Here is a 17829-nt window from a genome sequence, read left to right as displayed (position 1 = left end):
CCAAAGCATAGGATCCGCTCGTGATCGGCGCACTCTCCGATATTCGGGTCATCGAAACCGGCACCCTGCTGGCCGGGCCGTTCTGCGGCCAGCTGCTGGGCGACTTCGGCGCGGAGGTGATCAAGCTGGAGGACCCGGGCAAGGGTGACCCTATGCGCCAGTGGGGCAGGGAGAAACCCCATGGCCAGTCGCTGTGGTGGCCGGTGGTGGCGCGCAACAAGAAGTCGGTCACCTGCAACCTGCGCACGCTCCAGGGGCAGCAGCTCGTGCGCCGGCTCGTGCGCGACGCCGATGTGCTGCTGGAGAACTTCCGGCCCGGCACGCTGGAGAAGTGGGGTCTGGGCTACGAACAGCTAGCTGAAATCAACCCGCGGCTGATCCTGGTCCGGGTCACCGGCTACGGCCAGACCGGCCCCTACGCCTCGCGCGCCGGGTTCGGGTCGATCGGCGAAGCCATGGGCGGCATCCGTTATGTCACCGGCGAGGCCGACCGGCCGCCGTCGCGTTCCGGGATCTCGATCGGCGACTCGCTTGCCGCCACCTACGCCGCGTATGGCACGCTGGCCGCGCTGCACGCCCGCGAACGCACCGGACGGGGCCAGGTCGTCGACTCAGCCATCTACGAAGCGGTGCTCGCCATGATGGAGTCGCTGCTGCCGGAGTGGGCGGTGGCGGGATATCAGCGTGAGCGCACCGGCCCGATCCTGCCCAACGTCGCGCCCAGCAACGTCTACCCGACCGCCGACGGCGTCGACATCCTCATCGCCGCCAACCAGGACACCGTTTTCGGCCGCCTCGCCGAGGTGATGGGGATGGAGGTTCCTGAGCGCTACGCCACCCACGGCGCCCGCGGCGCGCACCAGGCCGAGCTGGACGAGCTCATAGCAAAGTGGACAGTCACCCGCGACTCGGCGGAGTTGCTGGAGCAATTGCACGCGGCCGGGGTGCCCGCGGGCGGCATCTACACCGCGGCGGAGATGATGGCCGACCCGCACATCGCCGCCCGCGAATCCATAGTGACCGTGCCACATCCGGACTTCGGCGAGCTGCCGATGCAGAACGTGGCCCCCAGGCTTTCCGCCAACCCCGGCTCCGTGCGATGGGCCGGGCCGGCATTGGGTCAACACAACATTGAGGTGTACCAAGGCCTGCTCGGCCTGACCGACGCCGAACTGGAGGACCTGCGTGGCAGCGGAGTCATCTGACCCGCCCTTCGGCCGCCGGCTCGGCTGGGGCGTCAGCCCGGCGGTGGTGCTGGTGGACCCGGCGCGGGCTTATCTGGTACCCAAATCACCATTGTTCTTGAAGTCAGGACGGGCCGCGGTGCGGGCGATGGCGCGGCTGGCGAAGGCGGCACGGCGCAGCGGGATTCCGGTGCTGCACACGGCTGTGCGCTACGCCGACGCCTCCTGCGCGGAGGCGCCGTTGTTCGCGGCCAAGGTGCCCGCGTTGAGCCTGTTCGCCACCGAGCTGGCCCGGCCGCCTGCGGAACTGGCCGCGCAACCCGGTGAATACACGGTCGTCAAACATTATGCGAGCGCCTTCGCGGGCACGGACCTGGCCGCCTGGCTGGCCTCGCACCGCATCGACACCCTGGTGATAGGCGGATTTTCCACCAGCGGCTGCGTGCGGGCGACCGCGGTGGACGCGCTGCAGAACGGATTCCGGCCGATGGTGGTGCGCGAAGCCTGCGCCGACCGTGAACCCGGCCCGCACGAGGCCAACCTGTTCGACCTGGACGCGAAGTATGCCGATGTGGTGTCGCTGGACGAGGCGTTGAGGAGATTGCGGTGAGCCTGGATATCGAGGTGTACCAAGGCAAGCCGCCGGTGACCGTGAAACGCGGCGCGGCCGCGCCGTTCGGCTGGTGGCCCGCGGTGTGCGTGGCGCTGGTCGCACTGATCGACCGTATCGAGTACAACCTGCTGGCCGGGGCGCTGCCCGCCATCCAGAAGGAGTTCGGCTTCGACGACGGGCAGGCCGGGGCGATCGCCACCGCGGGCGCGATCGCGGCGGTGGTGCTGCTGCTGCCGGCGGGCAAGCTCGCCGACACCGGCCGCCGTTCGTGGACGATCGCGGGTGTCGTTGCGGTGTGGGCGCTGCTGACGCTGGGCACCGGCCTGGCCGGTTCCTACCTGGCCCTGTTCGGGGTGCGGCTGTTGCTCGGCGCGGCCGGACAGCTCTACAACCCGCCCGCCTCCAGCCTGCTGGGTGACCTGTATCCCGGCCCGTCGCGTGCCCGCGCCTTCGGCCTGGAACGCATGGCCTACTTCGCCGGGCTGCCGATCGGCGTCATCGCCGGGGGCGCGCTCGCCACCGCCTTCGGCTGGCGCACCGGCTTCTTTCTGGTCGCCCTGCCCGGCGCGATCATCGCGCTGCTGGTGCTGACGATCAAGGAACCCATTCGCGGCACCGGTGACCGCCTCACCACCTGGTACGCGGACGACACCCTCCACGCCGCCCCCGCACCCACTGGCGCTGTGGTGCCGATGCTGACTCAGGTTCGGCAGCTGTGGCGGATCCGCACGCTGCGCAGTGTCGTGATTGGACTGAGCATTCTCTTCTTCGGGCTGGGCGGCCTGTTCTTCTGGATGCCCTCGTTCTACCAGCGCGAGTTCGGCCTTGATGAGGCCGGGGCGGCCGCGGTCGGTGGGGGCGCCGGGCTGGTGGGCATCCTGGTGGGCATCGGCGTCGGCAGCTGGCTGGGGGACCGGTGGCACGGCCGCCGCCGGGGCTGGCGGGTCGCGCTGGGCGGATGGTCGCTGCTGTTCGGCACGGCCGGGCTGACCGGTGCCGTGCTGCTGACACCCTTTGTCCCACAAGTGATCTGCTTCGCGCTGGCCAACGTCGGGTTCGCCGGGGCCATCGCCAACCTCACCGCCGCCAACGCCGATGTGGTCGCCGCGGCCCGGCGTGGCCTCGGCTTCGCTGTGCTGCAAATGGTGGTCACCCTCGGCGGAGCGCTGGGGCCGTGGCTGATCGGGGAAGCCTCCGACGCCACCGGCTCGCTGCGCCTGGCCTACGCCATTGTCATCGCCCCGCTGGTGGTGGGAAGCCTTGTCGTGCTTGCGGCCTGGCGCACCTATGACGCCGACGCCGCGGCTGCGGTCGCGCAGTCGACTACCGTATCCACGAAACAGGAGGTATGAGGTGCGCCCGCACGTCGAGCTCATCCAGGAAAACGACTACGTCTGGCACGGCGCGGAGCTGATCGGCGGCGAAGGCCGCGCCAGCGAGCGGCGGCTGTCGGTGGACGAGGAGGACGGCTCGGCATCGCTGCGCGTCGACTTCCACACCGACTGGGGGCGGGGGCCGGGCATCCATCATGCCAACACCGAGTACCACGTGCTTGAAGGCGAGATGACCTACGGCGGGCGCAAGATCGGGGCCGGTGGTTATCTCTATGTGCCGCAAGGGGTTCCCGCCGACTGGCTGCGATTCGCCGAGGGCACCCGCATCCTGCACTACCGCGAGTACGGCGACGCCGGCTTCGACCCGGTCGACTCCGTCGCCGCGCCGCGCCGGCCGGGCGCCCGCGAGGAGATCATCGTACTCGACACCGAGGCGATGGCCTGGGACGCGGTGCCCAACGCCGGCCCGATGCCGGGGCTGTTCATCAAGTACCTGCATGTGGATCCGGTGACCGGTTTCTACACGCGGCTGGTCTTCGCGCAGGAGGGCTGGTCGGATCACCGGCTGGCGCACCACCCGTGCTATGAGGAGGCTTACACCGTCGCGGGGCACATGGAGTACAACTTCGGCACGCTGGATCTGGGCACCTATTTCTTCCGCCCGGCGCGGGTCAAGCACGGTCACTTCACCACGATGGAGGGCGGCGCGACCTGGCTGCTGCGCTCTGACGGCGAGCTGCTCAACTGGTACACCCAAAACGAATGGGTGCGGTGGGGCGGCGAGGCGATCAACTATGGGCCGCAGGAGGCGGAGCATCCGCTGCGCTGGTCGCACTCCTCGCACCAGCTCGGCTCCGGCCCGTCCCGGCGCACCGCGGCCGATCTGGCTCAGCTGCAGGCTTCCGCGAAGTTCCAGGGCGACCCGGAGGTGGTTCTGCACGGCCAGGGCGACGACCCCGGTTTCCTCGCCATCGCCAAGGCGCTTGACGCGGCCCGGTTGCAGGACGGCCACGGGCACACCCATTGGGGTCCCGACCACCACCACCTTGAGCACCCGCACGAGCGCACCGACTCCCACGCCCACAATCTCGGCGCCGGACGCGCCTGGCGTCAGGGTGACCCGATTCCGGCGCCGATCCTGTCGTCGCTGCCGGTGCGCAGCCGTTCCCGCGGCCGCTGGGACGGCGAAGGAATGTGACCGCTCAGCGGTAGAGCTCCGCGATTTCCTTGGTGTACTTGGCGAGTATGGCCCGGCGCCGCAGTTTGAGCGTCGGGGTCAGCTCGTCGCCGCCCGGATCCCAGCTGCCCTCCAGCACGGTATAACGTTTAATCTGCTCGACCCGCGACAGCCGCGCGTTTCCTTGCGCCACACCGGCTTCGATCGCGCCGGGGATGGCCTGCGCGCCGTTGCGGGCGGTGAAAGCGGCTACCGCATCGGCATCGAGGGAGATGAGCGCAACGTTATAGGGCTTGGCGTCGCCGATCACCACGACCGCCGCCACCAAGGGGCAGGCCGCCTTGACCGCGTTCTCGATGTTCGTCGGCGACATGTTCTTGCCGGCCGCGTTGATGATGAGCTCCTTCTTGCGGTCCACAATGGACAGATAGCCGTCGGCGTCGAAGCTGCCGATGTCGCCGGTGCGAAGCCAGCCCTGCTCGTCGAGCGCCTCCGCGGTCAGGGCGGGCTCGCCGCGATAGGACTTCATAATCATCGGCCCTTTGATGAGCACCTCGCCGTCGTCGTCGAGCCGGATCTGCGCCCCCGGCAGCGGCAGGCCGACCGTGCCGGGCTTGATTTTCCCGGGCGGGTTCGCCGTGCCGGCCCCGCACGTCTCCGACATCCCCCACACCTCGCAGACGCGGATTCCCAACGCCAGAAAGAACTCCAGCGTCTCGAGCGGGATCGCGGCAGCGCCGGACATGGCCCATCTCACTTGATCTAGGCCAATTTTTCTGCGTACCGGCAAAAGCACCACCCGATCGGCGATGGGCCACAACACGGGAGTGCGGTTGTACCCCCGGGCGAGCGCCCATCGGAACATCGCGCGGCGCAACGGCGAGGCGTCGAGCACCGCCTCCTCTATGCGGGCCTTCATCTTCTCCCATACCCGGGGCACGGCAACCCAAAAGGTGGGCCGCACCGAGGGCAGCGCGGCGATCAGCGCCCGCGGATCGGACACACAGGTGATCTCCGCGCCGTAGAGCATCTGCAGATAGTGGGAGGACAGGCGGTCGGCAATATGAGCCGAGGGCAGATAGGAGGTGCTGCGATCGCCGGGCTGCGGATCGAAGTAGGCGGTCACCGCATCCGCCTCGGCGAGCAGGTTGGCGTGGGTGAGTTCCACCCCTTTGGCCGGGCCGGTGGTGCCCGACGTGTAGATCAGCGTCAGCAGGTCTTCCGCCTGCACCGAGCGCCACACCTGCTCGAAGTCGTCATCCGGATCGGCCTCCAGCGCGGTCAGCTCCTCGACCAGGATCAGGTGCTCGATCGGCGGCATGCGGTCGGCGTATTGCTTCTCGCAGATCACTACCTTGGCCCCGGAGTTGGCGATGATGTGGGAGATCTGCTCCGCGGAGGAGGTGTTGTAGATGGAGAAGGGGACAGCGCCCAGATGGATGGCGGCGGTGTCGGCGAGATGAAACTCCGGCCGGTTGGCCATCATCAGCGCGATGGTGTCCCCTTTGGACACCGCGAGCCGGCGCAGCCCGGCGGCGAGCCTGGCCACCCGGCGCGCGTAGTCGCCCCAGGTGATCACCGTTTCCTGACCGGAGGCCCGCAGGGCCACCGCCTGCGGCGCCCGCGCGGCGGTGATCTGGAACGCTTCACACAGGCTCTTGACCTTCACCGCAACCTCAATCCGATCATCAAGCGGGTGGCTTTGGCGAGCAGCGCCAGGTGTTTGCGCGCTGATCTGTTACCTGGCCGATCCAGGGTGAGCAGGCGCTGGCTGGCCACCGTTTGCGCCTCGGTGTAACCGAGCAGCCCTTCAATGCCGTGGCGGCGGCCCACTCCAGAGGCTTTCATGCCGCCCATGGGCGCGTCGTAGGAGGCGAAGGCGGCGCCGTAGCCGTCGTTGATGTTCACCGACCCGGCCCGCAGCCCGCGCGCCAGCCGCCCTGCCCGCGTCACATCGCGGCTCCAGACGCTGGCGTTGAGTCCGAACTCGGTGTCGTTGGCCACCTCGACCGCTTCCTGCTCGCTGTCGAACGGGTAGATGGACACCACCGGCCCGAAGGACTCCTCGTGGTGCAGCGCCATCTTCGCGGTGACCCCGCTGAGCACGGTCGGCTCGAAGAACAGCGGCCCCAGGTCGGGCCGGGCCTTGCCGCCGATCTGAACAGTCGCCCCGCCCGCGATCGCTTCGTCGACCAGCCGGGAGACCCGATCGAGCTGACCGGGGTGACTCAGCGAGCCGACGTCGATGTCGTAACCGTTGCCGGGGCCCACTTTCAAGGCCTCGACCAGTGGCAGGAACGCGGCCAGAAACTCCGCATAGCGCGATCTGTGGACCAGCAGGCGCTCCACGGAAAGGCAGAGCTGACCGGTGCTGGAGAAGCAGGCGCGCAACGCACCGCGGGCGGCTTTGCCGATGTCGGCGTCGTGCAGCACCAGCATGGCGTTCTTGCCACCGAGCTCCAGGGAATAGCCGATGAGCCTGGGCGCGACGGCCTGCGCGACCTGACGCCCGGCCGCGGTCGACCCGGTCAGGGTCAGGTGGTCGGCCCCGGCGAGCAGCAAATCGCCGATCTGGCCGGGCTCGCCGGTGACGATCTGCCAGACCTCGGGCGGCAGCCCGGCCTCGATCAGCTGCTGGCGCGCCCACCGCGCGGTCTGTGCGGTGAGCGTGTCGGGCTTGTGCACCACCACGTTTCCGGCCAGCAGCGCCGGCACGATGTCGCCGACGGCCAGGGCGAGCGGATAGTTCCACGGGGTGATCACGACGACCACGCCGAACGGCACCCGATGCTCGACGACCCGGGTGAGCATCGGCATCGCACCCTGCCGCCGCCGCGACCGCAGCGCCCGCGGCCCTTTGCGGGCGTAGTAGCTGCTGACCAGAGCAGCGTCGAAAACCTCTTCGGCGGCGCTGACGCGGGCCTTGCCGGTCTCGGCCTGGATCAGGTCGAGGACCTCCTCCCGCCGGCCCAGCACCTGACGCGCGAAGCGGGCAAAGACCTTGGCCCGCCGGCGTGCCGGCAAACCGGCCCAGGCGGGCTGGGCCGCCCGCGCGGTGGCGAAGGCGAGCGCGACATCATCCGGTGTGGACGCACCAACCGTCATGCCGTGCACGCTATCTACTCGCGGAGAAAAAACAAGCAGTTGTGCTTGATTTTTTCCCGGCCTTCGCGAAAGGTGGGGGCATGCTCGTCCATCTGGCCGTCGAGGCCGGTATCGCCACGATCACCCTGGACTCTCCGCACAATCGCAACGCTCTGTCCACTCAGCTGATGCAGGAGCTGTCGGCCCATCTGGAGCAGGCCACCGCCGACGAAGGCGTGCGCGCGATCGTGCTGACCCATACCGGCCGCGTGTTCTGCGCGGGGGCCGACCTGTCGCAGGCGGGCGAAGGCATCGAGGAGGGCCTGGGCAGGCTGCTGAACCTGTTGCGCAGCATGGTCGAGACGCCCAAGCCGCTCGTCGCCCGGATCGACGGCCATGTGCGCGCCGGTGGGCTGGGCCTGGTCGGCGCTTGCGACCTGGCGATCGCCTCGCCGAACGCGACCTTCGCCTTCACCGAGGCCCGCCTCGGCGTGGCCGCGTCCGTGGTTTCGCTGACCACCCTGCCCCGCATGAGCGACCGAGCCTGCGCCCGGTACCTGTTGACAGGCGAGGTTTTCGACTCGGCCACGGCGGCCGCCATCGGCCTGATCACCGAGGCCGCGGCAGACCCCGAGGCCGCGCTGACCGCGCTGCTGGACGGCATCCGGGCGTGCTCACCGCAGGGCCTGGCCGCCTCGAAGCAGCTCACCACCCGCGCCGTGAGAGCCGCCTTGACCTCCCACGGCCAGGAGATGATAGATCTTTCGGCCCGCCTCTTCGGCACCCCGGAAGCGATGGAAGGCATCATGTCCTTCCTGCAGAAGCGCCCCCCAACCTGGGCAGCCGCTCCATGACCGCGGCGGTGCGGGCGCCGCGGCAGGATCGCAGCCGGGTGACGCGCCAGCGGTTGCTGGAGGCGGCGTTGGAGTGCTTGGCCGATCTGGGGTGGTCGAACACCACCGTGGTGGTGGTCGCCGAGCGGGCCGGGGTTTCCCGGGGCGCGGCGCAGCATCACTTTGCGACCCGCGAAGCGCTGGTGGCCGGCACCATCTCACACATGAGCGAGTTGCGCCGGGCCGAAATCGCGGCGCACGAAGGCGTTCCACACTCCACTGTGGAGGTTCTTGAGCTTCTGTTCGGTTTCTACAGCGGCCCTGTGTTCCGGGCCGCGCTTCAATTGTGGGTCGCTGCTGCCGCCGACGAGGGGTTGCGCGCGCTGATCGGGCCGCTTGAGGCGGAGCTCGGCCGGCAGGCTCACGCGATGGCCGTGGAGCTGCTGGGCGTCTCCGAGAAGGAGCCCGGGGTACGCGAAACCGTTCAGGCCACGCTGGATCTGGTCCGCGGGCTGGGCCTGGCCGCTCTGCTGAGCGACGACGATCGCAGGCGCGGCCGGGTGCTGCGCCAATGGGCTCGCACCCTTGACGATGTCCTGCCGCGCCAGCGGAAACGGTAACCGACGACGCGGCATATTTCCATGCTTGTATCTCAGAGGGAAACGGTGTTTCATTGTCCGAAACACACCGTCCCTTCGAGAGGAGCACAAAATGTTCAGGCGAGCCGCCCTCCTACTCGTCACGCTGGCCGCGTTCACCGGTGCCGGCGCCGCCCCGGCCTCGGCAGCCGACACTTCGGCACCCGGGCCGTTCGTGGTGGCCTACACCGACGCCTCGGTCACCCTCAACGGGCGTTCGTTCACCACCCGCTACTACTACCCGGGCACCTCGACCGCGCAGAACGCGCCCGTCGCGGCCGGGGAGTTTCCCGCCATCGCGTTCGGCCACGGCTTCTTCCAGGCCATCAGCAAGTACACGAGCACGGTGAAACACCTTGCCTCGTGGGGATTCATCGTGGGCCTGCCCAACACCCAGACCGGGCTGTCGGTCAACCACGGCACCTTCGCCGATGAGATGAACGCGTCCCTGAGCTACCTGGTGGCACAGGACGCTGTCAGCACGTCGCGTTTCTACCAGCATGTCCGGCAGGACAAGCTCGGCCTTTCCGGGCACTCCATGGGCGGCGGGGCCAGTGTGCTGGCCGCCTCCCGCAACCCGGCCGTCACCGCGGTGGCCAACCTGGCCGCGGCCGAGACCACTCCCTCCGCGGTCACCGCCGCGGCGACCCTGTCCAAGCCGATGATGCTGGTGGCCGGGGACCGCGACACCATCGCCGGGATCTCGGGTAACCAGCGGCCCATCTACAACAGCAAGCTCGCGCCCAAGCAGCTGCGCACCATCCGCGGCGGATTCCACTGTGGATTCATCGACTCCACCGGCCTGTTCTGCGACAGCGGCTCGATCACCCGCGCTGTGCAGCTGCAGATCACCCGCCGCCTGCTGACCGACTGGTTCCGCTACTACCTGGCCGGCGACACCGCCAGCTATGACCTGACCTGGGGCACGCCCGCCCAGACCGACCCGCAGGTCATCTTCGAGGGCGTGGCCTGATCCCGTTGTCTTTGGGGCCGGCGTCTTGAGGCCGGCCCCAAAGACTTCGTGTTCAGTGAACGTCGACGTTGTCGACGACGAGCGTCTGGCCGTTAGGGGTGACGTAGAACTGGATGCGGATGGCGGCGTGGGTGTTGGTGGCGGTGAAACAGGTTTGCAGCTGTGTCCAGGCGTTGCCGCCGGGCAGGTTGGTGAAGGCTTTGTAGGAGGCTTCACTTCCGCCGGGCCCATCGAGTCCCCAGATGACAAACGTCCCGCTGGCACCGCTGCCGGTGCCTTGCGACGCGACCTGCGCGCTGCCGCAGAAGGTGTCGCCCGCGTTGACGGTGAGCGCGACATCTTGGTAGATGCCGCCATTGCCGTCGGCGGAATTGGTCGCCATGAACTTCGTACCCTCATAGGGGTCGTTGCCCGTGACGCCCGGACCGTAGGCGAACCAATTGGTCTGCGGCATCGCCTGCCACGAAGCGAGACCTTGATTGAACCCACCATCGATAGCCAGACTGCGATGAACGTCGACGTTGTCGACGATCAGGGTTGGGGTGTTAGGGGTGACATAGAACTGGATGCGGATGGCGGGATGGTCACGGGTAGCCGTGAAACAGGTTTGTATCTGCGTCCAGGCGTTGCCGCCGGGCAGGTTGGTGAAGGCCTTGTAGGACGCTTCGCTTCCGCCGGATCCGTCGAGTCCCCAGATGACAAACGTGCCACTGGCGCCGCTGCCGGCACCTTGGGTGGCGACCTGGGTGCTGCCGCAGAAGGTGTCGCCGGCGTTGATGGCGACCGGGACGTCTTGGAAGATGCCGCCATTGCCGTCGGTGGAGTTGGTCGCAGCGAACTGGGTGCCCTCATAGGGCTCGTTGCCGGTGACACCGGGACCGTACACGGCGATGTTGGTCTGCGGCATCACTTGCCACGGTGCGAATCCCAGGTTGAACCCACCGTTGACCGCCAGGTTCTTCGATCCTGTGGACGGAGGTGACGAGCCCGTGTTGACATCAAAGGCGATGAGGTCGTAGAAGTCGCCGACATAGGCTTTCTTGATCCACTCGCCGGTCTGGTTGGCGGCCCAGGGATCGCCTGCGCCGGACCAGTTGCCACCGGCATCGGTGTACTGGCCGTAGAAGGCCTGGTTTTCGACCGGGTTCCCGTTGAGCGAGCTCGACCACCGGACAGGCGAGTTGGGCGGAGCACCCTGAACCACATAGTTCGTGCTCTCGCCGGTGCGGTAGCGCGGTCGGTCCACGTCAAGCATCGCGCGGCCGCCCGGCAGCCACGGCCTGCAGGGGTTGATCGATAGGTTGGCGATGACGTTGCCGGAGAACGTCAGATCGACCGAGACCGTGCAACTGGTGCTGGCCTCGTACACGATCTTGCCGCCCCGCTCGCCGACCCCGACCTCCCGCACATACTTGACGGCAAAGGTGTAGGTGAGCGAGAACTGGAGCCGGTGAGCCGTGACACCTGGCTTGATCTGGAACGGTTTCGGCTTGGCATCGGCCGGGGTGACAACCGGCGGCCCCAGCTCAGGGATCAATGGGCGCCCGGCGATCTCGCCGACAATCCTGGCGTAGGCGTTGCTGCCGGTCTTGGCGTCATAACACCACTCGACCGTCACGCTCGGCTTGGCCACCACGGTGCCGGTCTTTTCGGTGACATTGTCGGTCCACGTGTGTGGCGAGGCGGAAGAGCGTATGCATGCCTTCTTCTTCTTGGACTGGTACTTGCCCGATCCCACTCCGATGGTGAGGTGCGTCGTGCCGAGGCCCTCGCAGAACAGGATCCTCGCGCCCGGGCGGTCGTTGCATTCGGTCCAGATGACGTCCGAATACAGGTCGGCCGCGAACGCGGTCTCCAGCTCGTCGCCGCCGTCATAGGCCGACGGGATGAAGAACGAGCTGCCGCTGGAGCCACCGCCGGAGCCGGAGATGGTGTCGGAGTAGTCCAAAATGGCTTCGAAGCCGGGCGTGCGGTCGAGCAGATAGGCCTCGCCTTCGAAGTACACGTCAGAGGTGCAGTCGATGCTTCCCGAATAGTTGACCTCGACCGACACCCCGCCGTCCTCCTCACCGAACTCGCGTATGTCGGTGTGCAGGCTGAAGTTGCACCCGCCCTGTACCCCGAAGGACAGTGTGGTGTACTCGCCCGCCTTGGGCGCCTGGGTGACCGGTGGCGACGCGGCCGCCGCCCCGGACTGCGGTGGCGGCTTGCCGATCAGGGCGAGTCGCGGGTTGTCGTTCGCGATCGCCGTGGTGGCGTTCGCCAACAGCAGCGACACCACGGTCAACGCCATCGCGGCCGACCGGGCGAGGTGTTTTTGCCTTCGCCGCATAGGTTCTCCCTCCATAGACTTTGGACGCAGATTGTGTTCTGGCCCGGGACGCGGGGACAGATCAGCGGCACTGCCCCAATCGAGATAGCCCACTAAGTCACTTGTGATACGCTTGCCATCCGGGCGTTGGGAGCGCTTCCATGTGCTCCTGTCAATATCCAAAGTCGCCGGTGAGTGAACTCGCCGGTCGCTTGTGGTTGGCAGCGCCCGCGCCCGTCGCCGTCGCGTCGGAGGGTCACCGTGCTGTCGGCTCCGGGTGGCCGGGACCGCTCACCCGACCGGTACAAAGGAGAAATATTCGATGAAACTGAGAAGCTTCATCACCTCTGTCGGCGTGCTGGCCAGTGCGATCGTGGCGTTCCACGGCGCGGCCGCGTTCGGTGCGCCCACCCGCTATGAGGCCGAGACTTCGCCCGCGACATGCACCGGCACCATCGACTCCAACCATGCCGGCTTCTCCGGCAGCGGATTCTGCAACGGCAACAACGCTGTTGGCGCGGCTGTGCAGTTCACCGCGAGCGCCTCGGCGGCGGGCACGGCGACGTTGGGAGTGCGCTTCGCCAACGGCACCACCACCAGCCGGCCGGCGAGCCTCATCGTCAACGGCGCCACCGTCCAAACCGTACAGTTCGAGGGAACCGGCGCGTGGACGACCTGGGTCACCAAAACCCTTACGGTGTCGGCGAACGCGGGCAACAACACCATCCGGTTGAGCCCGACCACCGCCAACGGCCTGGCCAACGTCGACTTCCTGGAGTTCGAGGTGGCCGGCACGCAGCCGCCGCCGGGAAACGCGATGGCCGTCGTGGCCGCCATGCAACCAGGCTGGAATCTGGGCAACTCCTTCGACGCCACCGGCGCCGACGAGACCTCGTGGGGCAACCCGCGGGTCACCCAGGCCCTCATCAACGGCGTGAAAGCCCAGGGCTTCAAGAGCATCCGGATTCCGGTGACCTGGGGCCAGCACCAGTCGGCCGGTCCGGCGTACACCCTCGACGCCGCCTACCTGACTCGGGTCAAGGAGGTGGTCGACTGGGCCTTGGCCGCCGACCTCTACGTGATGATCAACATTCATCACGATTCGTGGCAGTGGGTGGCCAACATGCCCGGTGACCACAACAACGTACTGGCCCGCTACAACGCGATCTGGACCCAGCTGGCCAGCAGGTTCCAGGCGTCCTCGGCGAAGCTGATCTTCGAGAGCATCAACGAGCCGCAGTTCACCGGCAGCTCCGGCGATGCCCAGAATGCCATGCTGCTCAACGAACTCAACACCTCGTTCCAGCGCATCGTGCGCCAGTCCGGCGGCAACAACGCCACCCGCCTGCTCGTGCTGCCCACGCTGCACACCTCGGCCGATCAGCCCCGCGTCGACGAGCTGGTCTCCACCTTCACCGCGCTCAACGACCCGAATCTCATTGCCACGGTTCACTTCTACGGCTTCTGGCCGTTCAGCGTGAACATCGCCGGTTTTACCACCTTCAATGCGGAGGTGCAGCAGGATCTGGTCAGCCAGTTCGATCGGGTGGCCAACGCGTTCGTGTCCCGCAACATCCCGGTCATCATCGGTGAGTACGGGCTGCTGGGCTTCGATCGTCAGGTGGGCACCATCGAGCAGGGGGAGAAGCTCAAGTTCTTCGAATACCTGGGTTTCTACGCCCGTACCAAGCGGCTGACCACCATGCTGTGGGACAACGGCCAGCACTTCGGCCGCACCTCGCTGCAGTGGAGCGATCCGGAACTCATCGGGCAGATCAAGTCGAGCTGGACCACCCGTTCCGGCACCGCCTCCAGCGACCAGATCTTCAACGCCCGCGCCTCCGCCATCACCGCCAAGACGGTGACGCTGAACCTCAACGGCACCACGTTCCTGGGCGTCCGGCAGGGCACCACCGACCTGGTGGCCGGAACCGACTACACCATCTCCGGCAGCCAGCTCACCTTCACCGCCGCCGCCCTCACCCGGCTCAGCGGCAGCCGAGCCTACGGGGTCAACGCCACGGTCAATGTGCGGTTCTCCCAAGGCGTCCCGTGGCGCATCAATATCGTCACCTATGATCCGCCGGTGTTGCAGAACGCCAGCGGCAGCTCCGGTTCGTTCACCATCCCGACCACCTTCCGCGGCGATCAGCTGGCCACCATGGAGGCCAAGTACGCCGACGGCACCAACGCCGGCCCGCAGAACTGGACGTCGTTCAAGGAGTTCGACTTCACCTTCGCTCCCAACTACAGCAGCAACAACATCGCGCTCAAGCAGGAGTTCTTCAACGAGGTCAACAACGGGGTGCGCGTCACTCTGACGTTCCACTTCTGGAGCGGCACCCGCGTGACGTACTTCGTCACCGACTCGGGTAGCACCATCACCGGCTCCACCAGCTGACCGAAAGCCGGCGGGTCAAGATGTGCGTTTGACCCGCCGGCCCGCTTCGCTGGGTCAGGCCCAGGTGACGCGATGGGCCGTGAACTCGCCAGAGCCGATGTACTCCCGAGCATCGCTGATCATCACGCCGGTCATGCTGCCGTCCGGGTTGCCCCATCGCGGCCTGGCCTCAAGCATCGAGGGGATGCCGTCGCCGTTGCCGTCGCCCAGGTACATCGCCACGTGCCCATACTTGATCAGCAGGTCGCCGACCTGGAGCTGAGACTTGTCGATGCGTGGCAGGGCGTTCTTCATGTCCGTGGAACTGGCCCATGGGAACCACACCCCGGCATACTCGAACATCTTGAAGATCAGGCCAGAGCAGTCGAAGCCCTTCACCCCGGCCGGCTGGAAGTAGTTGTTCTGGTTCAGGCACGAACCGTTGTGCCACATGTTCTGTTGCGGGATCACCCCGAAGCGCCACGGATCTGCGCAGCCTCCGGTGTAGACGGAGTCGAGCTGGGCCAGTCCGAAGCTGATCGCCTCGCGGATATTCTGCAACGGCGATTCGCTAACCTGGCAATGGTTCATGTAGAACGGAATGCCGTGGGCGGGGATACCCACGGCGCGGGCGCCGTCGAGGTCCACCAGGTACTCGTCGCCCGGCACGATGGCGACGTTGGCGATCGCTCCGATCTTCCACTCGCCTGGCGCAGCGACATAGGTCTGGTCGGCGGTGATGCCGACCCATGGCCGGTTGACCAGCACACGCGCCGAGTGCCAGCCGCCCGTGCCGTTGAGCAGCCCGTTGCTCACCTGATAGACGCCGCCGTAGGCATTAACCTTCTCCCAGCAGGCGATGAGATGAGGATCGGTGCGATAGAAGGTCCAGTCCGCATGGGCGGCCGGGCCCGCCAATGCAACACCCAGGACGGCCGAGACTGCCACGACGCCGATGCGGCGCAGAAGTAACATGGCGTTCTCCCTTTCTGTAGCCGGGATCTGACGCCAAGATGCGACAACCCAGTCATACAGATGGAATGCGCCACGTCACACGCTTTCCTTTGCGCCGGCCCGTGCGTGGTTGCGCGCCGTAACTCCCGTGCGGCAACGCCACCTCCGTGCATGGTCACCCCCGGCGGCTCCGCCGCCGACCCGCAACCGCTAGATCATCCCCAAGCCCCGGAAAGGGGTGGGCGGCGGGGCAGCGCAGCGGTCAGCGAGAGTCGGCGGCGGCAGGAGGTCTACGGCACCTACATCTCTGCCTCACTTTCCTAACGCAGAGATGTAGGTGCTGTGGAAGGACCAGGTGGGGTGTTGTTGCCAGCCACCTTTGCTCTGCACCCATAGACGCACATTGACCTTGACAACCCGCATTGACCATGAAGTTGCGCCTATGGGTGCAGAGCAAAGGTGCGCGCACAGCACACCCCTCCCGAGTGAGCGGGCGCGGAAGGGGGCGGGCGCGCGGGAGTGGGGAGGGTGGGTGCTAGGGGCTGGGGTTGCGGCGGGGCCATCCGGCGCGGCGGCCTAGACGGGCGAGGAATCCGCCGGATGCGGCGTTGAGGGTGGGTTGCCCTTGTGGCGAAGCGGGCCCCGCTTCGCCGAAGGCGGGCAGGATGCCGGTGATGGTGAGGACCTGCTCGACGATTCCCTTTGCCCCTCGCACGGTCAGGCCGATCCCGGCCTTTTCCGCGTCTCGTTTGGCCACGATCAGGCAGCGGACCCCCGTGGAGTCGAGGAAACCCAGCTCAGTGAGATCCACGATGATCGCTGTGGGCCGGGCCGCGACCACCGCGGCGACGGCGTTGTTCATGGTTGACTCCGCAGCCAGATCGAGCTCGCCGGCCAGGCGCAGGAGGGTTACCCCGGCCCGGGTTTGCGTGTTGCAGGTGAAAGGCGATGGGCTGCTGTCGGTCACGACAAGTGCATATCACAGCGCGCGTTGGGCGCGCGACAGCCGATCGGAGCTATAGCCGCCGGTACGAGCGCAGGGTCAGGATCGCCTTGAGCGTGACGATTCCCCGCCACCGCAGGGCTGCCGCCGCGCTGGGCGGTGCCCAGGTGATGGGCCAGCCCCCGTCGGGTTGCTGGATTTCGAGCAGATGGTCGAGGTGCGCGTCGAGGCGAGCCTGGCTGAACATCGATCGCCATCGCGAGTCGGCGACGGGCGCGACGTGCAGCGGCGATAGGCCGTAGACCGACGGCTGGGGATCGAGGTGGAACATCGGCCTGGCGGTCAGGTGCTCAATTACCGCGCCGGCGTGCTTGTCGGCACGAACCCGGTCGGGGACATGTTCAAGAAAGACCAGGATTTCCATCAAGGCGTGGACGTCGTCGGAGAGCGGCTGGTTTTCCAGCGCCCACCAGCAATAGCGCGTCGCCTCGTCCCGCCACGGATGCGCAAAGCCGAGCTGGTAAAGCAAACCGGCCAGACCCGCGGTGGGGAAGACATCGGGCCGGTAGGTCCAATCCGCGAAGTGCTCGGCCCGCGGGTAGCCCTCGATGACCGGAAAGGCAAGTGGGACAGCGCCACCGGCGTCGGCCCGCGCGGCGGTGGCGGCCAGGAAGTCGCAAGCACGCCCCACCATCGGCGCGTCCAGGGTGCCGACCATCGCCAGGGTCTGCAAGGCGATCTCCACGTCGATGGGGAGGCTTGCCGGGCAGAGTTTGTCGGGCTCCAGGCCGTGGCCGAAGCCGCCATCGCGGTTCTGGTAACCACGAAGTGCCTCCACCACACCGTCGGCGGGCTCATGGTGAAAGCAGGTGGCGAAGGCGCGCTGTTCCAGCAGTCGGGCCTCGGCGCGGATGAAGCGCTCGGCGGCGGCAAACGGATCGTTCATGGGGCCAAGTATCGGGCTGGGGCGCGGCCGGCGTCTTGAACGATTCGGACACTCCCGCGCCACGCTGAGCTGCGGTTGTTTGAGAGCTGCCGGGAGCTGGGCATCAACTGCCGCGGACCAAACCCCGATCCGTACTACGCCAAAGGAGTTCAATCATGACCGTCGCCGGGCTCATCTCCGCGATAATCGTCGGCCTCATCATCGGCGCGCTGGGCCGGCTGGTCGTTCCGGGCCGCCAGAGCCTGCCGATCTGGATCACCATCGTGGTCGGCATCGTCGCCGCCGTGATCGGCACCGCGCTCGCCCAAGCCGTTGGTGTGGCGGTGACGGACGGCATCGACTGGATCGAAATCCTCTTCCAGGTCATCCTCGCGGCGGTCGGCGTCGTCCTGGTGAGCCGCATCCGCTCGGGCCGCAGTCCCGTGTAAGGCATCGCTTCCCGCCCATGAAATCCGGGGC

The 17829-nt window shown here is 67.3% G+C and carries 15 protein-coding genes; 9 read left to right on the top strand and 6 right to left on the bottom strand.

Going from position 1 to position 17829, the window contains the following annotated elements; all coding sequences use genetic code 11:
- Positions 1-20 precede the first annotated feature (20 nt).
- From Rhe02_RS02080 to Rhe02_RS02065, 4 genes are read left to right on the top strand one after another with little or no spacing between them, the layout of a single operon-like run.
- Entirely contained in the window at positions 21-1205 is a 1185-nt protein-coding gene (locus Rhe02_RS02080) for a CaiB/BaiF CoA transferase family protein (protein WP_203906302.1), read from the top strand.
- Positions 1186-1794 carry an isochorismatase family protein gene (locus tag Rhe02_RS02075; protein ID WP_203906301.1) on the top strand — a complete coding sequence of 203 codons (609 nt, stop codon included), beginning with the start codon at positions 1186-1188 and terminating at the stop codon, positions 1792-1794. Before Rhe02_RS02080 ends, Rhe02_RS02075 begins: the two co-directional genes overlap by 20 nt.
- Positions 1791-3149, top strand: a complete 1359-nt coding sequence (locus tag Rhe02_RS02070) for an MFS transporter (RefSeq protein ID WP_203906300.1) — start codon at positions 1791-1793, stop codon at positions 3147-3149. The genes Rhe02_RS02075 and Rhe02_RS02070 overlap by 4 nt, the downstream gene beginning before the upstream one ends.
- 1 nt (position 3150) lies before the next feature.
- Positions 3151-4329, top strand: coding sequence for a DUF4437 domain-containing protein (locus Rhe02_RS02065; RefSeq protein WP_203906299.1), 1179 nt, complete (start codon positions 3151-3153; stop codon positions 4327-4329).
- Positions 4330-4333: 4 nt separating this feature from the next.
- On the opposite strand, the gene Rhe02_RS02060 is transcribed toward Rhe02_RS02065, so the two are convergent.
- Both Rhe02_RS02060 and Rhe02_RS02055 read right to left on the bottom strand, forming a co-directional pair.
- Positions 4334-5977, bottom strand: coding sequence for an AMP-binding protein (locus tag Rhe02_RS02060; protein ID WP_203906298.1), 1644 nt, complete (start codon positions 5975-5977; stop codon positions 4334-4336).
- Positions 5974-7452: a succinic semialdehyde dehydrogenase gene (locus tag Rhe02_RS02055; protein ID WP_275411040.1), complete on the bottom strand. Its 1479-nt coding sequence runs from the start codon at positions 7450-7452 to the stop codon at positions 5974-5976. Before Rhe02_RS02055 ends, Rhe02_RS02060 begins: the two co-directional genes overlap by 4 nt.
- A gap of 41 nt (positions 7453-7493) precedes the next feature.
- Here Rhe02_RS02055 and Rhe02_RS02050 point away from each other — a divergent pair, with 41 nt between their 5' ends.
- The 3 genes from Rhe02_RS02050 (at position 7494) to Rhe02_RS02040 (ending at position 9836) form a co-directional block, all read left to right on the top strand.
- A complete protein-coding gene (locus Rhe02_RS02050; protein WP_203906296.1) occupies positions 7494-8246 on the top strand; it encodes an enoyl-CoA hydratase family protein in 753 nt (250 codons plus the stop codon).
- Positions 8243-8845 carry a TetR/AcrR family transcriptional regulator gene (locus Rhe02_RS02045; protein WP_203906295.1) on the top strand — a complete coding sequence of 201 codons (603 nt, stop codon included), beginning with the start codon at positions 8243-8245 and terminating at the stop codon, positions 8843-8845. The genes Rhe02_RS02050 and Rhe02_RS02045 overlap by 4 nt, the downstream gene beginning before the upstream one ends.
- Positions 8846-8936: 91 nt before the next feature.
- Entirely contained in the window at positions 8937-9836 is a 900-nt protein-coding gene (locus Rhe02_RS02040) for an alpha/beta hydrolase family protein (protein WP_203906294.1), read from the top strand.
- Positions 9837-9888: 52 nt separating this feature from the next.
- Here the strand turns inward: Rhe02_RS02040 and Rhe02_RS02035 are convergent, their stop codons facing one another.
- Positions 9889-12168 (bottom strand): hypothetical protein, encoded by a 2280-nt coding sequence (locus Rhe02_RS02035; RefSeq protein ID WP_203906293.1) that lies wholly within the window; start codon positions 12166-12168, stop codon positions 9889-9891.
- Positions 12169-12469: 301 nt separating this feature from the next.
- Here Rhe02_RS02035 and Rhe02_RS02030 point away from each other — a divergent pair, with 301 nt between their 5' ends.
- A complete protein-coding gene (locus Rhe02_RS02030; RefSeq protein ID WP_203906292.1) occupies positions 12470-14548 on the top strand; it encodes a cellulase family glycosylhydrolase in 2079 nt (692 codons plus the stop codon).
- A 54-nt stretch (positions 14549-14602) separates the two neighbouring features.
- Here Rhe02_RS02030 and Rhe02_RS02025 read toward each other — a convergent pair whose 3' ends face one another.
- The 3 genes from Rhe02_RS02025 to Rhe02_RS02015 all read right to left on the bottom strand — a co-directional run bounded on the left by Rhe02_RS02025 (position 14603) and on the right by Rhe02_RS02015 (position 17370).
- Positions 14603-15502: a C40 family peptidase gene (locus Rhe02_RS02025; RefSeq protein ID WP_203906291.1), complete on the bottom strand. Its 900-nt coding sequence runs from the start codon at positions 15500-15502 to the stop codon at positions 14603-14605.
- A gap of 514 nt (positions 15503-16016) precedes the next feature.
- Positions 16017-16448 (bottom strand): STAS domain-containing protein, encoded by a 432-nt coding sequence (locus tag Rhe02_RS02020; protein WP_203906290.1) that lies wholly within the window; start codon positions 16446-16448, stop codon positions 16017-16019.
- Positions 16449-16497: 49 nt separating this feature from the next.
- Entirely contained in the window at positions 16498-17370 is an 873-nt protein-coding gene (locus Rhe02_RS02015; RefSeq protein WP_203906289.1) for a hypothetical protein, read from the bottom strand.
- A 155-nt stretch (positions 17371-17525) separates the two neighbouring features.
- Here Rhe02_RS02015 and Rhe02_RS02010 point away from each other — a divergent pair, with 155 nt between their 5' ends.
- The gene (locus tag Rhe02_RS02010) at positions 17526-17798 is read left to right on the top strand and encodes a GlsB/YeaQ/YmgE family stress response membrane protein (RefSeq protein WP_203906288.1); all 273 of its coding nucleotides are present in this window, start codon (positions 17526-17528) and stop codon (positions 17796-17798) included.
- Positions 17799-17829 lie beyond the last annotated feature (31 nt).

Source organism: Rhizocola hellebori, from assembly GCF_016862955.1.
GTDB classification, from domain to species: Bacteria; Actinomycetota; Actinomycetes; order Mycobacteriales; family Micromonosporaceae; genus Rhizocola; species Rhizocola hellebori.
This window is presented reverse-complemented; position numbering and strand designations above follow the sequence as displayed.

Excerpts from the sequence above, each read along its gene's own strand:
- Rhe02_RS02015 (WP_203906289.1), bottom strand. The coding sequence starts at position 17,370 with ATGAACGATCCGTTTGCCGCCGCCGAGCGCTTCATCCGCGCCGAGGCC.
- Rhe02_RS02050 (WP_203906296.1), top strand. The coding sequence starts at position 7,494 with ATGCTCGTCCATCTGGCCGTCGAGGCCGGTATCGCCACGATCACCCTG.
- Rhe02_RS02030 (WP_203906292.1), top strand. The coding sequence starts at position 12,470 with ATGAAACTGAGAAGCTTCATCACCTCTGTCGGCGTGCTGGCCAGTGCG.
- Rhe02_RS02045 (WP_203906295.1), top strand. The coding sequence starts at position 8,243 with ATGACCGCGGCGGTGCGGGCGCCGCGGCAGGATCGCAGCCGGGTGACG.
- Rhe02_RS02035 (WP_203906293.1), bottom strand. The coding sequence starts at position 12,168 with ATGCGGCGAAGGCAAAAACACCTCGCCCGGTCGGCCGCGATGGCGTTG.
- Rhe02_RS02040 (WP_203906294.1), top strand. The coding sequence starts at position 8,937 with ATGTTCAGGCGAGCCGCCCTCCTACTCGTCACGCTGGCCGCGTTCACC.
- Rhe02_RS02025 (WP_203906291.1), bottom strand. The coding sequence starts at position 15,502 with ATGTTACTTCTGCGCCGCATCGGCGTCGTGGCAGTCTCGGCCGTCCTG.
- Rhe02_RS02010 (WP_203906288.1), top strand. The coding sequence starts at position 17,526 with ATGACCGTCGCCGGGCTCATCTCCGCGATAATCGTCGGCCTCATCATC.